The sequence below is a fragment of the Cellulomonas soli genome, from assembly GCF_052036975.1.
Classification (GTDB): Bacteria; Actinomycetota; Actinomycetes; order Actinomycetales; family Cellulomonadaceae; genus Cellulomonas; species Cellulomonas soli_A.
Genome location: NZ_JBQIAR010000009.1, coordinates 122086 through 135815 on the forward strand (window position 1 = coordinate 122086; position 13730 = coordinate 135815).

Here is a 13730-nt window from a genome sequence, read left to right on the forward strand (position 1 = left end):
CCTGTCCCGGCGGGCGGGTTCGACCGACCGCGTGCTCCGTCGGACCAGGTGACCGGCCAGGACGGCCTTGCTCAGGCGGGCCGGACCGCCCGCGCCGACCAGCGGCCGCCCACGTGGTCGACGGCCAGCTCCATGTCGAACGCCCCCGACAGGTTCTCGGCCGTGAGGACCTCCTCGATGGGCCCGGAGGCGAACGTGCGGCCGTCGCGCAGCAGGAGCAGGTGCGTGAAGCCCGGTGGGATCTCCTCGACGTGGTGGGTCACCAGCACGAGCACGGGCGAACGCGGGTCACCGGCCAGCTCGGACAGCGCCGAGACGAGCTCCTCGCGGCCGCCGAGGTCCAGACCGGCGGCGGGCTCGTCGAGCAGCAGCAGCTCGGGGTCGGCCATGAGCGAGCGAGCGATCTGCACCCGCTTGCGCTCGCCCTCGCTCAACGTGCCGAAGTACCGGTCGGCCAGGTCCGCGACGCCGAACGCCTCGAGCAGGTCACCGGCGCGGGCCTCGTCCACCTGCTCGTAGCCCTCGCGCCACCGCCCTGTCACGCCGTACGCGGCGGTGAGGACCACGTCACGCACGGTCTCCCCCGAGGGGATGCGGTCGGCCAGCGCGGCGCTGGACAGGCCGATGCGCGGGCGCAGCTCGAACACGTCGACGTGCCCGAGCAGCTCGCCCAGCAGGCGCGCCGTGCCGTGCGTGGGGTGCATACGACCCGAGGCCACCTGGAGCATCGTCGTCTTGCCCGCACCGTTGCGACCGAGGACGACCCACCGTTCGCCCTCCCGCACGGTCCAGGACAGCCCGTCGAGGATCGTGGTCGCCCCCCGGCGAATGGTCACGGCCTGCAGGTCGAGCACGTCGGTCATGGTCCCGACCCTAGCCGGGGTCGGCGGGTGGTCCGAGCACCGGCACCGCGGGCGCCTACCGTGGTGCCGTGCACGGCTCCCCCTCGCTGCCCCGCTCCGTCCTGCTGGCCCTGTGGCTGGACGCGCCCGCGCCCGACCCGGCAGCGCTGCTGCGTGCGGTCCAGGGCGACGACGAGCCGCACACCGTGCGCGGGCCGGACACGCACGAGGGCGCCGCGCAGGCACCGTTGGCCGAGCTGGTGACGCAGTGCCTGGCGGGCCCCCGCCAGGTGGCGGCCCTGCTGCCGACGCCGGGCGAACCGGCCCCGATGACCGGCCCGCAGGCGGGGCTCGCTGCCGACCAGGGCGAGGCGCTGCTGCTGCGCACCCCGGGTCGGTGCCTGGCGCTCGTGCCGGAGGTCGTCCGGTTCGGCAGCGAGCGCGAGCACGGACACCTGGTCACGTGGCACGCGGTCGAGGTGCCCGACTGGCGTGCGGCGGTGCTCGGCACGGTCGGCACGTTGCAGGACGCCGAGCGCGCGCTGCGCGAGGGGCTGGTGGAGGCGACCGAGGCCCTGACCCGGCTCGACGTGGCCCGGTGGCGCCCCGACGCCGCCGACCGGATCGTCGCCGCGCGGGACGGCGCCCTCCCGCCCGCCCTGCTGCCGGACGACCTGGATCCCCGGCGCGTGCGGGTGCTGACCAGCGCGCTGCGGCTGCGGGCGATCGTGCGCCTGGCCGGCGAGGACGACGGCGCGGCGGTCAACCTGTGGCAGGCGGACCAGCGCTCGACGGCGCTGCGTGAGGTGGACCGCTCCGCCCGGCGCGCGATGGCCGCGGCGGCGACCTCGGACCTGCGCGACCCGCTCTAGGCACCGGGCCGCGCAGGACGGCTCAGGCGAGAACTGAGCGGTACACCTCGAGCGTGCGCTCCCCGATCGCGTCCCACGAGAAGTGGTCCTCGACCCGTGTGCGGGAGGCCAGCCCCCAGCGCGCGGCCTGCTCTGAGTCGGCCACCGCGTCGGCGAGCGCCGCACCGAGGTCCGCCACGAACGCGTCGGGGTCGGTGGGGGTGCCGGTGCCGTCCTGCACCTGGTCGATCGGCACGAGCCGACCGGTGGTGCCGTCCACGACGACCTCGGGGATGCCGCCCGTGGCCGTGCCGACCACGGGCAGGCCGACGGCCATGGCCTCGAGGTTCACGATGCCGAGCGGCTCGTAGACCGACGGGCAGGCGAACACGGTGCCGTGCGCGAGCACGGCGACGAGCTCCTCGCGCGGCAGCATCTGCTCGATCCAGACGACCCCGGCGCGCTTCTCGCGCAGACGGTCGACGAGCCCGGTGACCTCGGCTGCGATCGCCGGGGTGTCGGGGGCGCCCGCGCACAGCACGAGCTGCACGTCGGGGGGCAGCGCCTCGGCGGCGCGCAGCAGGTACGGCAGACCCTTCTGCCGGGTGATGCGCCCGACGAACACGACCGCCGGGCGGTCGGGGTCGATGCCCAGGCGCTGCACGACCGCCCGCGCCCGCGCCCACGCCTCGTCGCCCTCGGGGCGGCGCCAGCCGTCCAGGTCGATGCCGTTGTGCACCACGAGCACCTTGGCAGGGTCCACGGCCGGGTAGGCGCGCAGGATGTCCTCGCGCATGCCCCCCGACACGGCGATCACCGCGGCGGCCGACTCGTAGGCGGTGCGCTCGGCCCAGCTGGACAGCGCGTAGCCGCCGCCGAGCTGCTCGGCCTTCCAGGGGCGCAGCGGCTCGAGGCTGTGCGCGGTGACCACGTGCGGCACGCCGTGCAGCAGGGCGGCCACGTGACCGGCGAGGTTGGCATACCAGGTGTGGGAGTGGACCAGGTCGCTGGCCGCTCCCCCGTGGCCGGGCCGCCCCACGGCGTCGGCCATCTGCAGGTCCACACCCAGGGTCTGCAGTGCTGCGTTCGCACCGGACAGCTCTGTCGGCACGTCGTAGCCGTGCACGTCGGTGTCGGTGCGGGGTCCTTCGAAGCAGTGCACCTGCACGTCGATGGTCCGTCGCAGCACCGCGGTCAGGCCGGCCACGTGGACCCCGGCACCGCCGTAGACGTGCGGCGGGTACTCCCGGGTCAGCAGATCGACACGCACGAGGACCTCCCGTCGGCGCCGGACCGTCCCGGCTCACGGGCGACACGCTAGCGCGAACCAGGCCGCGCACCTCGCAGCGGGCGCCCGGACGGCCTAGGGTCTGAGCCATGGCAGCGCCGCGCGTCCTTGCAATCGTCCTCGCAGGTGGGGAGGGCAAGCGACTGATGCCGCTGACCGCCCACCGGGCCAAGCCCGCCGTGCCGTTCGGCGGCATCTACCGTCTCGTCGACTTCGCCCTGTCGAACGTCATCAACTCGCACTACCTGCACGTGATCGTGCTGACCCAGTACAAGTCCCACAGCCTGGACCGCCACGTGTCCAAGACCTGGCGGATGTCCTCGTTGCTGGGCAACTACGTCGCGGCGGTCCCCGCGCAGCAACGCGTCGGCAAGCACTGGTACCTGGGATCTGCCGACGCGATCTACCAGTGCCTGAACATCATCGAGGACGAGCGCCCCGACATCGTCGTCGTGGTCGGCGCCGACCACGTCTACCGCATGGACTTCTCCCAGATGGTGGACGCGCACATCGCCTCGGGCGCCGAGCTGACGGTGGCGGGCATCCGGCAGCCGATCGAGATGGCCGACCAGTTCGGCGTCATCGAGACCGACCCCACGGACGCGACCCGCATCGCCGCGTTCCGCGAGAAGCCGACCGACCCGGTGGGCCTGAGCGACTCCCCCGGCGAGATCCTCGCCTCGATGGGCAACTACGTCATCGACGCCGACGCACTGGTGCGTGCGGTCACCGAGGACGCCGAGGACGTCAACTCCCGGCACGACATGGGTGGTGACATCGTCCCGGCGTTCGTGGCGCGCGGCACCGCCGGCGTGTACGACTTCATCCGCAACGACGTGCCGGGCTCGACCGACCGCGATCGCGACTACTGGCGCGACGTGGGAACCCTCGACTCGTACTTTGAGGCGAACCACGACCTCATCTCCGTCGAGCCGGTCTTCAACCTGTACAACGACGACTGGCCGGTCTTCACCGGGTACACCGGGTTGCCGCCGGCGAAGTTCGTGCACGCCGGGCCGGGCCGCCTGGGCCACGCCGCCGACTCGATCGTGTCACCGGGTGTGGTCGTCTCCGGCGCCACGGTGTCCGGGTCGGTGCTCTCCCCCGGCATCCGCGCGCACTCGTGGGCGCAGATCACCGACTCGGTGCTCATGGACGGCGTGCAGGTCAACCGGTACGCGCAGATCCACCGGGCGATCCTCGACAAGAACGTCATCGTGCCCGAGCGCGCCCGCATCGGCCTGGACCGCGAGCACGATCTGGCCCGCGGCTTCACCGTCACCGAGTCGGGCATCACGGTGGTACCCAAGGGCACCGTCATCGACGACTAGACAGCGCCCACCCACCACCGAACGGCGCGACCGGTGTGCGTGGGAACTGTCTGGTGAACGTGCCACCTGTCGTCCGAGTTCATCGACGGGTGGTGCTCCCGCCGAAGGTGATGGCGAAGGCGTCGAGGGTGGCCTTCCACCAGATGACCCAGCGTGCCCTGCCACGCCCGGTGAGGTCCAGTGATCGGGCGACCAGGTCGGCACGTCACGGCGGCGGCCTCGTGGGGGAAGTGCCCGCGGGCACGGACCGTTCGCCCGTCCCGGGTGTTGAGGGACTCGACCGCGTGGGGTCTGCTACGCGAAGCGTTCCGAAACCCGTGATCGTTCACGGTGTCGCGCGTCGACCCGCCCGCGCCCAGAAGGATCCGGACGGACCCCGCCGCTCCACGGATGGACGTGGCGATCCCCGAGCCCTCGGCCAGTCTCCCGGTCACCACACCAGACACACCCATGTGGACGTGGACCGCCATCTCGTAGACGTAGGCCCAAGAGCGACAGGCGCAGGAGCGGCCGTGAGCATGCCGCTGACGGCAGCGAGCACGAGTGCACCGGAGCGAAGGACCCGGTGTCGCCGACGCCTGAAGACTGGTCAGGGATCGACGGGGGTCAGCTTTCAGCCGTCGTTGACACCCGGCTCAGCCAACGCGTGGCACAGCCCTGTCGATGCAGGTGTTCAGCATGCTCCCTACTGCTTGTCGGCCATCGCGGCAAACCACTCGGCGGTCATGGACTGCGCCTCGTCGTCTCCAGCGGGCTCAAGCACGCACAGCAGCGCCCTAGCCGTCCTACCCTCCGGCGTCGCCAGGCCGGCGTCTGAGGGCCCAATGGCCTCGAAGTACCGCCAAACCCCAACCTTCACTTCTAGCAGCGCGTCGGGGCCCCCGGACCAGTGGCTCGCCGCTTGATCGAGCGCTGGCTGGAGCGGGGCCGGCAGATCCATTTCCTGGAGTCTCGCTACAAGAACGCGCATGAGCGCAGTCCACGGATCGAGCCGCCCAGCCGTCGCGAGTCGGCTGGCAGCGTGCAGGTAGTCCTGCCCGGTCATCTCCCGACTCCAAAGACATCCAGAACGGCTGGGCAACTCGTGCAGACTACCTTCGGTAAGCCGTGGCCTGGGTTCGACCTACCGATCGCCACCGCCCTGATCGAACCGCCCGCTGGGTTCACCCCAGCATCCAATGCCCGGCTCAGACAGCCCATCTCGGCGCAGGCACCGTGCCACGGCGCACGCTGCACCAAGGGCACCGCATCCAGCGCCTCCTGCACCGAACCATTGAGCACCCGGGGCGCACGCCCGGCCGAGACACCGGTGAAGACCTGCCCCCGACTCTCAGCTCCGCGGCCGCACCAGTCGTGCGGCCAAGCAGCCAGGGCGGCATCGGCGAGCGGTGCTTGCCGGACCAGCTGACTACTACTCCGGGCGGAGTTCCGATCGCAGAACGTCATTGATCCGGTCGCGCAGCGCCTTCGCCTGATCAGGCGTGACGCCCAGTCTGGTGTCGAACTCCCACTCGTCCACTGCCTCCAACGCCTCGTTGATCGCGCCCGCGAGGGTGATGAGCTCATCTCGCGTCGTCGCGATCACCAACTCGTCGTCGGCAACCTCCTCGTCGCCGATCCACGGAGAGTCGGGGTGAAGGAATCTCATGACAGACCTCAATGTAGGTTCAGGAAGTAGTCGTAGCCGCTGGTCGGGCGGAACGCAGTGCCGCCGTCAACAGATCCAGGGTTGCGAATCACGACTGTCCCGTTCTGCCAGTAGCTTGCTCGGCCGCCCGACAACGTTCGCATCTCGCCGTTCAGCACGACATCCGGGTCTGCTGCACGAGCAGGTGACAGCAGTTCTCGGGCGGCGAGTGCGACCTGAGTGGTCATGATCGTCTCGTACTCGATGGGCGTCAGGCGGCCGAGGCGGACCTGACGTCGGCGGCGGTGGTAGGTCCGTTCGATCCAGGTGATGATCGCCGGGCGTAGTTCGTGGCGGGTGGCCCAGCGGCGTCGGTCCAGGACGTTCTTCTGCAGCAGCGAGAAGCACGACTCCATGGCGGCGTTGTCGCCGGCGGAGGCGACCTGGCCCATCGACCCGACCAGGTCGTGGCGACGTAGCTCGGCCAGGAACTTCCGGGACCGGAACTGGCTGCCCCGGTCGGAGTGGACGGTGCATCCGGCGGCGTCGCGGCCGCGGCGGGCGACCGCGGAATCCAGGGCGTCGACCGCGAGGCGGGACTTCATGCGGTCGCTGATCGAGTACCCGACGAAACGTCCCGAGTACACGTCCTTGATCGCACAGAGGTAGAGCTTGCCTTCGCCGGTGGGGTGCTCGGTGATGTCGGTCAGCCACAGCTCGTTGGGGTGGGTGGCGGTGAAGTCGCGACGCACGAGGTCCTCGTGGGCCGGAGGACCGGGCCGCTTGCCGTTCTTGCCCGCTTCGTCCCGAACGTCGACCACCAGGAGTTGTCCCGGCAGATCCGCCACACCGTGCGGTCGCACGCTCGGTGGCCGGCCTCGCGGCCCTCGTCGCCGAGCAGCCGGTGACCGAACTCGGGATCGTCACGGTGAGCGTCGAACAACGCGTTCGCCAGCTGTGCCCGCTCGAGCACGCGGGCGGTCACCGGGTCGGCGAGCCACCGGTAGTAGGGCTGTCGTGCGAGCTTCAGGACCCGGCACGTCACCGCGACAGGAATCCCGTCGGCGGCGAGCTCTCTCACGAGCGGGTAGATCATCTTCCCGGCAGATGCGCCTGCGAGAGGTAGGCCGTCGCCCGTCGCAGGACCTCGACCTCCTGTTCCAGCAGCCGGTTCCGGCGCCGCAGGTCGCGCAGCTCGGCCGACTCCGAGGCCGTCGTCCCGAGCCGGTTGCCGTCCTCGACGGCCGCGGCCTGCAACCAGTCCCGCAGACACGACTCACTGATCCCGAAGTCGCGGGCGATCTGCTTGATCGGAGCGTCCCCGCGGCGAGCCACGGCCACGACGTCTTCGCGGAACTCCTTCGGATGGGGCATAGGCACGCTCGACATCCTCTCAGCGGCACCTCCCGGCACCACAGATCAGGTGTCACCTATCCGTGCAGCAGACCCACACTCTCGACCTCGACCGCCACATGCCCCCCTCGCAAACCGACAATCCGGACATTCGAGCCGTGACCCTAGCCGATACCAACCGAACCCGTCGCCGACTCACACACCACTGGCCTCGGCGTGCCGTGCGATGGGCGCCCGGGCGGGAAGGCGGGGCGTCGCATTACCCTGCGGGACGTGAGCAGCCCGACGCAGCCCCGCCCCGGTCCGACCGCCCCCGACGGTGTCCGGCTCGTCGTGATGGACGTCGACTCGACGCTGATCACCGACGAGGTCATCGAGCTGCTTGCCGCGCACGCAGGCTCGGCCGAGCTCGTCGCGGCGATCACCGACCGGGCGATGCGCGGTGAGATCGACTTCGCCACGTCGCTGCACGAGCGCGTCGCCACCCTGGCCGGCCTGCCGGAGACGGTGTTCGCCGAGGTTCTCGCGCAGGTGCGACTCACCCCCGGTGCCCGCGAGCTCGTCGAGGAGCTCGCGGCGCGCGGCTGGCCGCTGGGCCTGGTCTCCGGCGGGTTCGTCGAGGTCGTGGCGCCGCTGGGCGCGACGCTGGGTATCACGATGATCCGGGCGAACGCGCTCGAGGTCGTCGGCGGCACGCTCACCGGGCGTGTCGAGGGCCCCGTGGTGGACCGTGCCGCCAAGGCCGAGACCCTCCGCGAGTACGCGGCCCGGGTCGGTGTGCCGATCGGGCGGACCATCGCGATCGGCGACGGCGCCAACGACCTGGACATGCTGGCCGCCGCCGGGTTCGGCATCGCGTTCAACGCCAAGCCGGTCGTCGAGGCCGCCGCGGACGCCGCGGTGCGCGACCGACTCGACGCCGTGCTCGACCTGGACGTCTTCGCCCGCTGACGCCCCTGGGCGCAGCCGCGGCACAACCGGCCGCGGACGCCCGGTGTCAGTCGGACGTCGTCAGGCGCAGCAGCCGCGCACCACCGGGGGCCAGCTCGGCCCACGCCTCGTCGTGCTCGAGCAGCGACCAGCTGGCCGTGGGCACACCGACCCGCACGCGCAGCACGGTCGCCTCGTCGGACCCCTGCCCGGCCAGCGTCGAGGCGGCGTGCGACATCGTCGGCTCGTGGCCCACGACGAGCACCGTGCGGACCTCGTCCGGCACGGCGCGCAGCAGAGCGACGACGTCGTGCGCGCCTGCGGCGTACACCTCGTCACTGACCTCGACCGACGGCTCGAACGGTCGGCCGCCCAGGCCTGCGACCAGGCCGGTACGGACCAGCTCCCACGTCTGCCGGGTACGCAGCGACGAGGAGCACAGCACCAGGTCGGGCAGCAGCTCCGCCGCCGCCAGGGCGGCACCCACCCGGCCCGCCTGCCGTCGACCGGCCAGGGCCAGCGGACGCTGCAGGTCGACGACCGCCTGCGGGTGCTCCGCCTTGGCGTGGCGCAGGAGCAGGAGGCGGCGGGTCGGGTCGGTCACCGCCTCAGGGTGCCATCACTGGCCCATGGCGTGCACACCACCGTCGACGTGCACGACCTCACCGGTGGTCGCCGGGAACCAGTCGGACAGCAGCGCGGCCACGGCCTTGGCGGTGGGGACCGGGTCGGTCACGTCCCAACCGAGGGGTGCGCGCTCGTCCCAGCGCGACTCCATCGTCTCGAAGCCCGGGATCGACTTGGCCGCGGTGGTGCGGATCGGTCCGGCCGAGACCAGGTTGACCCGCACGCCGTCCGGGCCGAGGTCACGTGCCAGGTAGCGCGAGGTCGACTCGAACGCGGCCTTGGCCACGCCCATCCAGTCGTAGACGGGCCAGGCGTAGCGCGCGTCGAAGGTGAGGCCGACGATCGAGGCCCCCGACGTCAGCAGAGGCCGGGCGGCGACGGCCAGCGACTTCAGCGAGTAGGCGGACACGTGCAGCGCGGTGGCCACGTCGTCCCACTCGCCCGCCAGGAAGTTGCCGCCCATGACGGACTGCGGTGCGAAACCGATCGAGTGCACGACGCCGTCGAGGTGGTCCACGTGCTCACGCACCCGGTCCGCGAGCGCGTCGAGGTCCTCCGCGGAGGTCGCGTCGAGCTGCACCACGGGCGCCTCGACGGGCAGGCGTCGAGAGATCACCTGGGTGAGCCGGAACTGGCGGCCGAACGAGGTCAGGACCACCTCGGCACCCTGCTCCTGCGCGAGGCGGGCGACGTGGAACGCGATCGAGCCGTCGGTGAGGACACCGGTGACGAGGAGCTTCTTGCCGTCGAGCAGACCCATGGTGCGGTCCCTTCGTGCAGTGGGGGTGTGGCGGTGGTCCGGGAGGTGTACGTGCAGGTGCGCGGGGCCGGGCTCAGTGGCCCATGCCCAGGCCACCGTCGACGGGGATGATGGCCCCGGAGATGTAGGCGGCGGCGGGCGAGGCGAGGAACTCCACGACACCGGCGACCTCGTCGGCCTGGGCGAACCGGCCGAGCGGGATCTGGTCGCGGTACGCCTGCTGGCGCTCCTCGGGCAGGGCGCGCGTCATGTCGGTGTCGATGAAGCCGGGGGCCACGACGTTGGCGGTGATGCCCCGCCCCCCGAGCTCGCGGGTGATCGAGCGGGCCATGCCGACCAGGGCCGACTTGGAGGCCGCGTAGTTGACCTGACCGGCCGAGCCGTACAGGCCGACGACGGAGGAGATGAGCACGATGCGGCCGCGGCGCTGGCGGATCATGCCCTTGCTGGCGCGGCGCACGCACCGGAACGAGCCGGTGAGGTTGACGTCGAGGACGTCGGTGAACTCCTCGTCGCTCATACGCAGCAGCAGCTGGTCGCGGGTGACGCCGGCGTTGGCGACGAGCACCTCGACGGGACCGTGGGCGGCCTCGATCTGCGTGAACGCGGCGTCGACGGCGGCGGTGTCGCGCACGTCGCCGACCACGCCGAGGACGCCCTCGGGCAGGTCACCGGAGCGGTAGAGGGTGGCGACCTTGTCGCCGGCCGCGACGAACCGCTCGGCGATGGCGCGGCCGATGCCCCGGTTCGCCCCGGTCACGAGCACGCTGCGGGGGGCGGGGGTCGTGGCGTCGTTCTTGTCGGTTGTCTCAGGCACGGGTCACGACGCTAGCCGACCGTCCGCGCACGTCGCGGCACCGGCGCGGCACAGGATCGGCGGGGCGGCTTGTGGGGCATCGACAAACCCGGGACGAGCCCGCCCCGGGCGGGCCGGGAACGACGGGCGACTAGCATCGGGTGGTGAGCATGCGACGCCGTCGCAGCGCCGAGCAGGTGCCGCGCATCACCACGGCTCCCGAGGCGTTGGCGGACGACCTGGCACGTCGGCAGCGCCGGTACCTGGTGCAGATGGGCATCCGTGTCGTCTGCTTCCTGGCCGCGGTGTTCACGTGGGGGCACGTGCCGCTGGCGGTGTCCGTGATCATGATCGTCGCGGCGGTGGTGCTCCCCTACGTGGCGGTGCTCCTGGCCAATGCGGGGCGCGAGCACCGCGACGTCGACACGAGCCTGCTCGACCCCCGTCAGATCGACCCCGGACCCCGTGGCCCGGAGAACCCCGGAGGTGGCCGGTGAGCCTGCTGGACCCCGTCCCGGACGCCGTGGACGAGCTCGTCTGCTCGGCGCGTCGGTGCCGCCAGGCGCCCTCGTGGGGGCTGCTGTGGAACAACCCGAAGCTGCACACGCCGCAGCGGCGCAAGGTGTGGTTGGCGTGCGACACGCACCGGACCCAGCTCGAGGAGTACCTGGGGGTGCGCGACTTCTGGCGCACGACCGTGCCGGTGGCCGACCTGCCGCGGGTCGTCGACGCCGACGGCGATGCGGTGCCGGGCGCCGGAGGCGCGCAGCCGTGAGCCCGGCGGCCCGCCGGGCGGCGGGGTTCGTGCTGCTGGCCGTGACCTTGGCCACGGTGTGCACGTTCCTGGGCCGTTGGCAGTGGAACCGGCACGTGGCGCGTGATGCGGCGATCGCGACCGTCGAGGCGAACTGGGCGGCCGAGCCGGTGCCCGTCGAGCAGGTGCTGCCCGACCCGACGGCCGCGTTGCCCGACACCGACGAGTGGCGTTCGGTGACGTTGACCGGCCGCTACGCCCCGCAGGCCACGGTGCTGCTGCGCAACCGGCCGGTGGACGGCTCCCCCGCGTACCACGTGCTGGTGCCGTTCCTCCCCGAGCCGACGTCGTCGGGCCTGTCCACGGTGATCGTCGTGGACCGCGGCTGGGTGCCGCTGGGCGAGGACGCCAGCGCGACCGTTAACCTGCCGGACCCGCCGTCGGGCACGGTGACCGTCACGGTGCGCCTGCGTCAGCCGGAGCGGCCCTCGACGCGGTCGGCCCCCGCCGGACAGGTGCAGTCCGTCGACGTCGAGCAGGTGCTGGCCGCCGGGGGCCTCGACGTCAGCGGGCTGACGCCCTACGCCTCGTACGGCTCACTGGTCAGCGAGGACCCGGCCCCGGCGACCTCGCTGGGTGAGCTGCCCGCGCCGAGCACCGATCCGGGGTCGCACCTGTCGTACGCGTTCCAGTGGTGGGTGTTCGCCGCCGGATCCCTCGGGGCGTTCACGTGGATGGGTGTGCGTGAGGTGCGCGACCCCCGTCCCGTCCCCGGTCAGAGTCCTCGCGGTCCCGCACCGGTGACGGCGGCGGCCTCACGGCGGCGCGGCGGGCGCGCCGAGGACGAGGAGGACGCCCTCATCGACGCCCAGCTCGCGCCCGGCGCGACTCACGCCGACGGTCAGGACCCGGCGGGTGACCCGCCCGCCGAGGCAGGCACTCAGGCCAGCGAGATCAGGTCCAGGTAGTCCGCGGACCACAGGTCCTCGGCACCGTCGGGCAGCAGCAGCACGCGCTCGGGGTTGAGCGCCTCGACGGCACCCTCGTCGTGACTGACCAGCACCACGGCGCCGGTGTACCCGCGCAGGGCCGCCAGGATCTCCTCGCGCGAGGCGGGGTCGAGGTTGTTGGTCGGCTCGTCCAGGAGCAGCACGTTGGCGCTGGAGACGACCAGGGCCGCGAGCGCCAACCGGGTCTTCTCCCCGCCGGACAGCACACGCGCCGGCTTGTCGGCGTCGTCACCGGAGAACAGGAACGAGCCGAGCACCGAGCGCACCTGCGTGTCGGTGAGGTCGGGTGCCGCCGAGCGCAGGTTCTCCACGACGGTCCGCTCGAGGTCGAGCGTCTCGTGCTCCTGCGCGTAGTAGCCGAGCTTGAGGCCGTGACCGGGCCGCACCTCGCCGGTGTCGGGGGCCTCCAGACCACCCAGGATCCGCAGCAGCGTGGTCTTGCCGGCGCCGTTGAGGCCCAGCACGACCACGCGCGAACCCCGGTCGATGGCCAGGTCGACGTCGGTGAAGACCTCGGTGGACCCGTACGACTTGGACAGGTCGGCGGCCGTGATGGGCGTCTTGCCGCACGCAGCCGGCTCGGGGAACCGCAGCCGGGCGACCTTGTCGGCGGCCCGCGTCTCCTCCAGGCCCGAGAGCATCTTCTCGGCGCGCCGGGCCATGTTCTGCGCGGCCACGGCCTTGGTGGCCTTGGCGCGCATCTTGTCGGCCTGGCTGAGCAGCACGGCGGCCTTCTTCTCCACGTTGGCCCGCTCACGTCGACGGCGCTTCTCGTCGGTCTCGCGCTGCAGCAGGTAGGCGTCCCAGCCCAGGTTGTACTGGTCGATCACCGACCGGTTCGCGTCCAGGTGGAACACCTTGTTGACGGTGGCGCGCAGCAGCTCGACGTCGTGGGAGATGACCACGAACCCACCGGAGTACGTCTTGAGGTAGTCGCGCAGCCACGCGATCGAGTCGGCGTCCAGGTGGTTGGTCGGCTCGTCGAGCAGCAAGGTCTCCACGCCGGAGAACAGGATGCGGGCCAGCTCGACCCGGCGGCGCTGACCACCGGACAGGGTGCCGATGGTCTGGCCGAGCACGCGCTCGTCGAGGCCCAGGTTCGAGGCGATGCGGTGGGCCTCGCTCTCGGCGGCGTACCCACCGGCGGCGGTGAACCGTGCCTCGAGGCGCGAGTAGCGGGCCATGGCGTCCTCGCGCGTCTCGTCGTCCGCGCTGGCCATCGCCCCCTCGGTCTCACGCATGGCGCGCACGATCTCGTCGAGGCCCCGCGCGGACAGCACCCGGTCCATGGCCAGGGCGTTCAGGTCACCGGTGCGCGGGTCCTGCGGCAGGTAGCCGACCTCACCGCGGGAGATGGTGCCACCCGTCGGCTGCGTCTCACCGGCCAGGGTGCGCGTCAGCGTCGTCTTGCCGGCGCCGTTGCGACCGACCAGGCCGATGCGGTCGCCTGCGGCGATGCGGAACGTCGTCGGCTCGAGCAGCACGCGGGCGCCGATGCGCAGCTCGACGGCCTGGGCAGTGATCACCGTGGTTCCTTCCGATGGACCCGCGCGGTCGGCGG

General features: G+C 72.0%; 14 protein-coding genes and 2 pseudogenes. 6 read left to right on the forward strand and 10 right to left on the reverse strand.

Translation table 11 applies throughout. The features are described 5' to 3' along the window. Nucleotides 1-71: 71 nt before the first annotated feature. Nucleotides 72-863, reverse strand: a complete 792-nt coding sequence (locus ACTHAM_RS11335; RefSeq protein ID WP_440687446.1) for an ABC transporter ATP-binding protein — start codon at nucleotides 861-863, stop codon at nucleotides 72-74. A gap of 68 nt (nucleotides 864-931) precedes the next feature. Here ACTHAM_RS11335 and ACTHAM_RS11340 point away from each other — a divergent pair, with 68 nt between their 5' ends. Further along, on the forward strand, nucleotides 932-1714 hold the full coding sequence (locus ACTHAM_RS11340; RefSeq protein WP_440687448.1) for a hypothetical protein: 783 nt from the start codon (nucleotides 932-934) through the stop codon (nucleotides 1712-1714). Nucleotides 1715-1736: 22 nt separating this feature from the next. Here ACTHAM_RS11340 and glgA read toward each other — a convergent pair whose 3' ends face one another. Then, nucleotides 1737-2963 (reverse strand): glycogen synthase, encoded by a 1227-nt coding sequence (gene glgA, locus ACTHAM_RS11345; protein WP_440687450.1) that lies wholly within the window; start codon nucleotides 2961-2963, stop codon nucleotides 1737-1739. Nucleotides 2964-3070: 107 nt separating this feature from the next. Here glgA and glgC point away from each other — a divergent pair, with 107 nt between their 5' ends. Continuing rightward, entirely contained in the window at nucleotides 3071-4312 is a 1242-nt protein-coding gene (gene glgC, locus ACTHAM_RS11350; RefSeq protein ID WP_440687452.1) for a glucose-1-phosphate adenylyltransferase, read from the forward strand. Between the two features lie 79 nt (nucleotides 4313-4391). Here the strand turns inward: glgC and ACTHAM_RS11355 are convergent. The 4 genes and pseudogenes from ACTHAM_RS11355 to ACTHAM_RS11370 form a co-directional block, all read right to left on the reverse strand. Then, nucleotides 4392-4599 (reverse strand): annotated as a pseudogene (locus ACTHAM_RS11355) (IS256 family transposase); the annotation flags it as partial. A gap of 398 nt (nucleotides 4600-4997) precedes the next feature. Continuing rightward, nucleotides 4998-5357, reverse strand: coding sequence for a hypothetical protein (locus ACTHAM_RS11360; RefSeq protein WP_440687454.1), 360 nt, complete (start codon nucleotides 5355-5357; stop codon nucleotides 4998-5000). Nucleotides 5358-5723: 366 nt separating this feature from the next. Continuing rightward, complete coding sequence (locus ACTHAM_RS11365) at nucleotides 5724-5960, reverse strand: hypothetical protein (protein WP_440687456.1); 237 nt, start codon at nucleotides 5958-5960, stop codon at nucleotides 5724-5726. A 200-nt stretch (nucleotides 5961-6160) separates the two neighbouring features. Further along, a pseudogene (locus tag ACTHAM_RS11370) lies at nucleotides 6161-7319 on the reverse strand (IS3 family transposase); the annotation flags it as partial. Nucleotides 7320-7565: 246 nt separating this feature from the next. Between ACTHAM_RS11370 and serB the strand changes: the two are divergent. Beyond that, the gene (gene serB / locus ACTHAM_RS11375) at nucleotides 7566-8243 is read left to right on the forward strand and encodes a phosphoserine phosphatase SerB (protein WP_440687458.1); all 678 of its coding nucleotides are present in this window, start codon (nucleotides 7566-7568) and stop codon (nucleotides 8241-8243) included. Nucleotides 8244-8289: 46 nt separating this feature from the next. Here serB and ACTHAM_RS11380 read toward each other — a convergent pair whose 3' ends face one another. From ACTHAM_RS11380 to ACTHAM_RS11390, 3 genes are all read right to left on the reverse strand, one after another. Continuing rightward, entirely contained in the window at nucleotides 8290-8826 is a 537-nt protein-coding gene (locus ACTHAM_RS11380; RefSeq protein WP_440687460.1) for a SixA phosphatase family protein, read from the reverse strand. Between the two features lie 15 nt (nucleotides 8827-8841). Further along, the gene (fabI, locus tag ACTHAM_RS11385; protein ID WP_440687462.1) at nucleotides 8842-9609 is read right to left on the reverse strand and encodes an enoyl-ACP reductase FabI; all 768 of its coding nucleotides are present in this window, start codon (nucleotides 9607-9609) and stop codon (nucleotides 8842-8844) included. A gap of 73 nt (nucleotides 9610-9682) precedes the next feature. Then, on the reverse strand, nucleotides 9683-10426 hold the full coding sequence (locus tag ACTHAM_RS11390) for a beta-ketoacyl-ACP reductase (protein WP_440687464.1): 744 nt from the start codon (nucleotides 10424-10426) through the stop codon (nucleotides 9683-9685). Nucleotides 10427-10575: 149 nt separating this feature from the next. On the opposite strand from ACTHAM_RS11390, the gene ACTHAM_RS11395 reads away from it, so the two are divergent. Genes ACTHAM_RS11395 through ACTHAM_RS11405 form a run of 3 tightly spaced genes read left to right on the forward strand, consistent with a single transcriptional unit; the run spans nucleotide 10576 to nucleotide 12127 of the window. Next, on the forward strand, nucleotides 10576-10902 hold the full coding sequence (locus tag ACTHAM_RS11395) for a DUF3099 domain-containing protein (RefSeq protein WP_440687534.1): 327 nt from the start codon (nucleotides 10576-10578) through the stop codon (nucleotides 10900-10902). Next, a complete protein-coding gene (locus tag ACTHAM_RS11400) occupies nucleotides 10899-11180 on the forward strand; it encodes a hypothetical protein (RefSeq protein WP_440687466.1) in 282 nt (93 codons plus the stop codon). The genes ACTHAM_RS11395 and ACTHAM_RS11400 overlap by 4 nt, the downstream gene beginning before the upstream one ends. Beyond that, nucleotides 11177-12127, forward strand: a complete 951-nt coding sequence (locus ACTHAM_RS11405) for an SURF1 family cytochrome oxidase biogenesis protein (protein ID WP_440687468.1) — start codon at nucleotides 11177-11179, stop codon at nucleotides 12125-12127. The genes ACTHAM_RS11400 and ACTHAM_RS11405 overlap by 4 nt, the downstream gene beginning before the upstream one ends. Here ACTHAM_RS11405 and ACTHAM_RS11410 read toward each other — a convergent pair. Beyond that, a complete protein-coding gene (locus ACTHAM_RS11410; RefSeq protein ID WP_440687470.1) occupies nucleotides 12100-13695 on the reverse strand; it encodes an ABC-F family ATP-binding cassette domain-containing protein in 1596 nt (531 codons plus the stop codon). The genes ACTHAM_RS11405 and ACTHAM_RS11410 overlap by 28 nt on opposite strands. Between the last annotated feature and the right edge of the window lie 35 nt (nucleotides 13696-13730).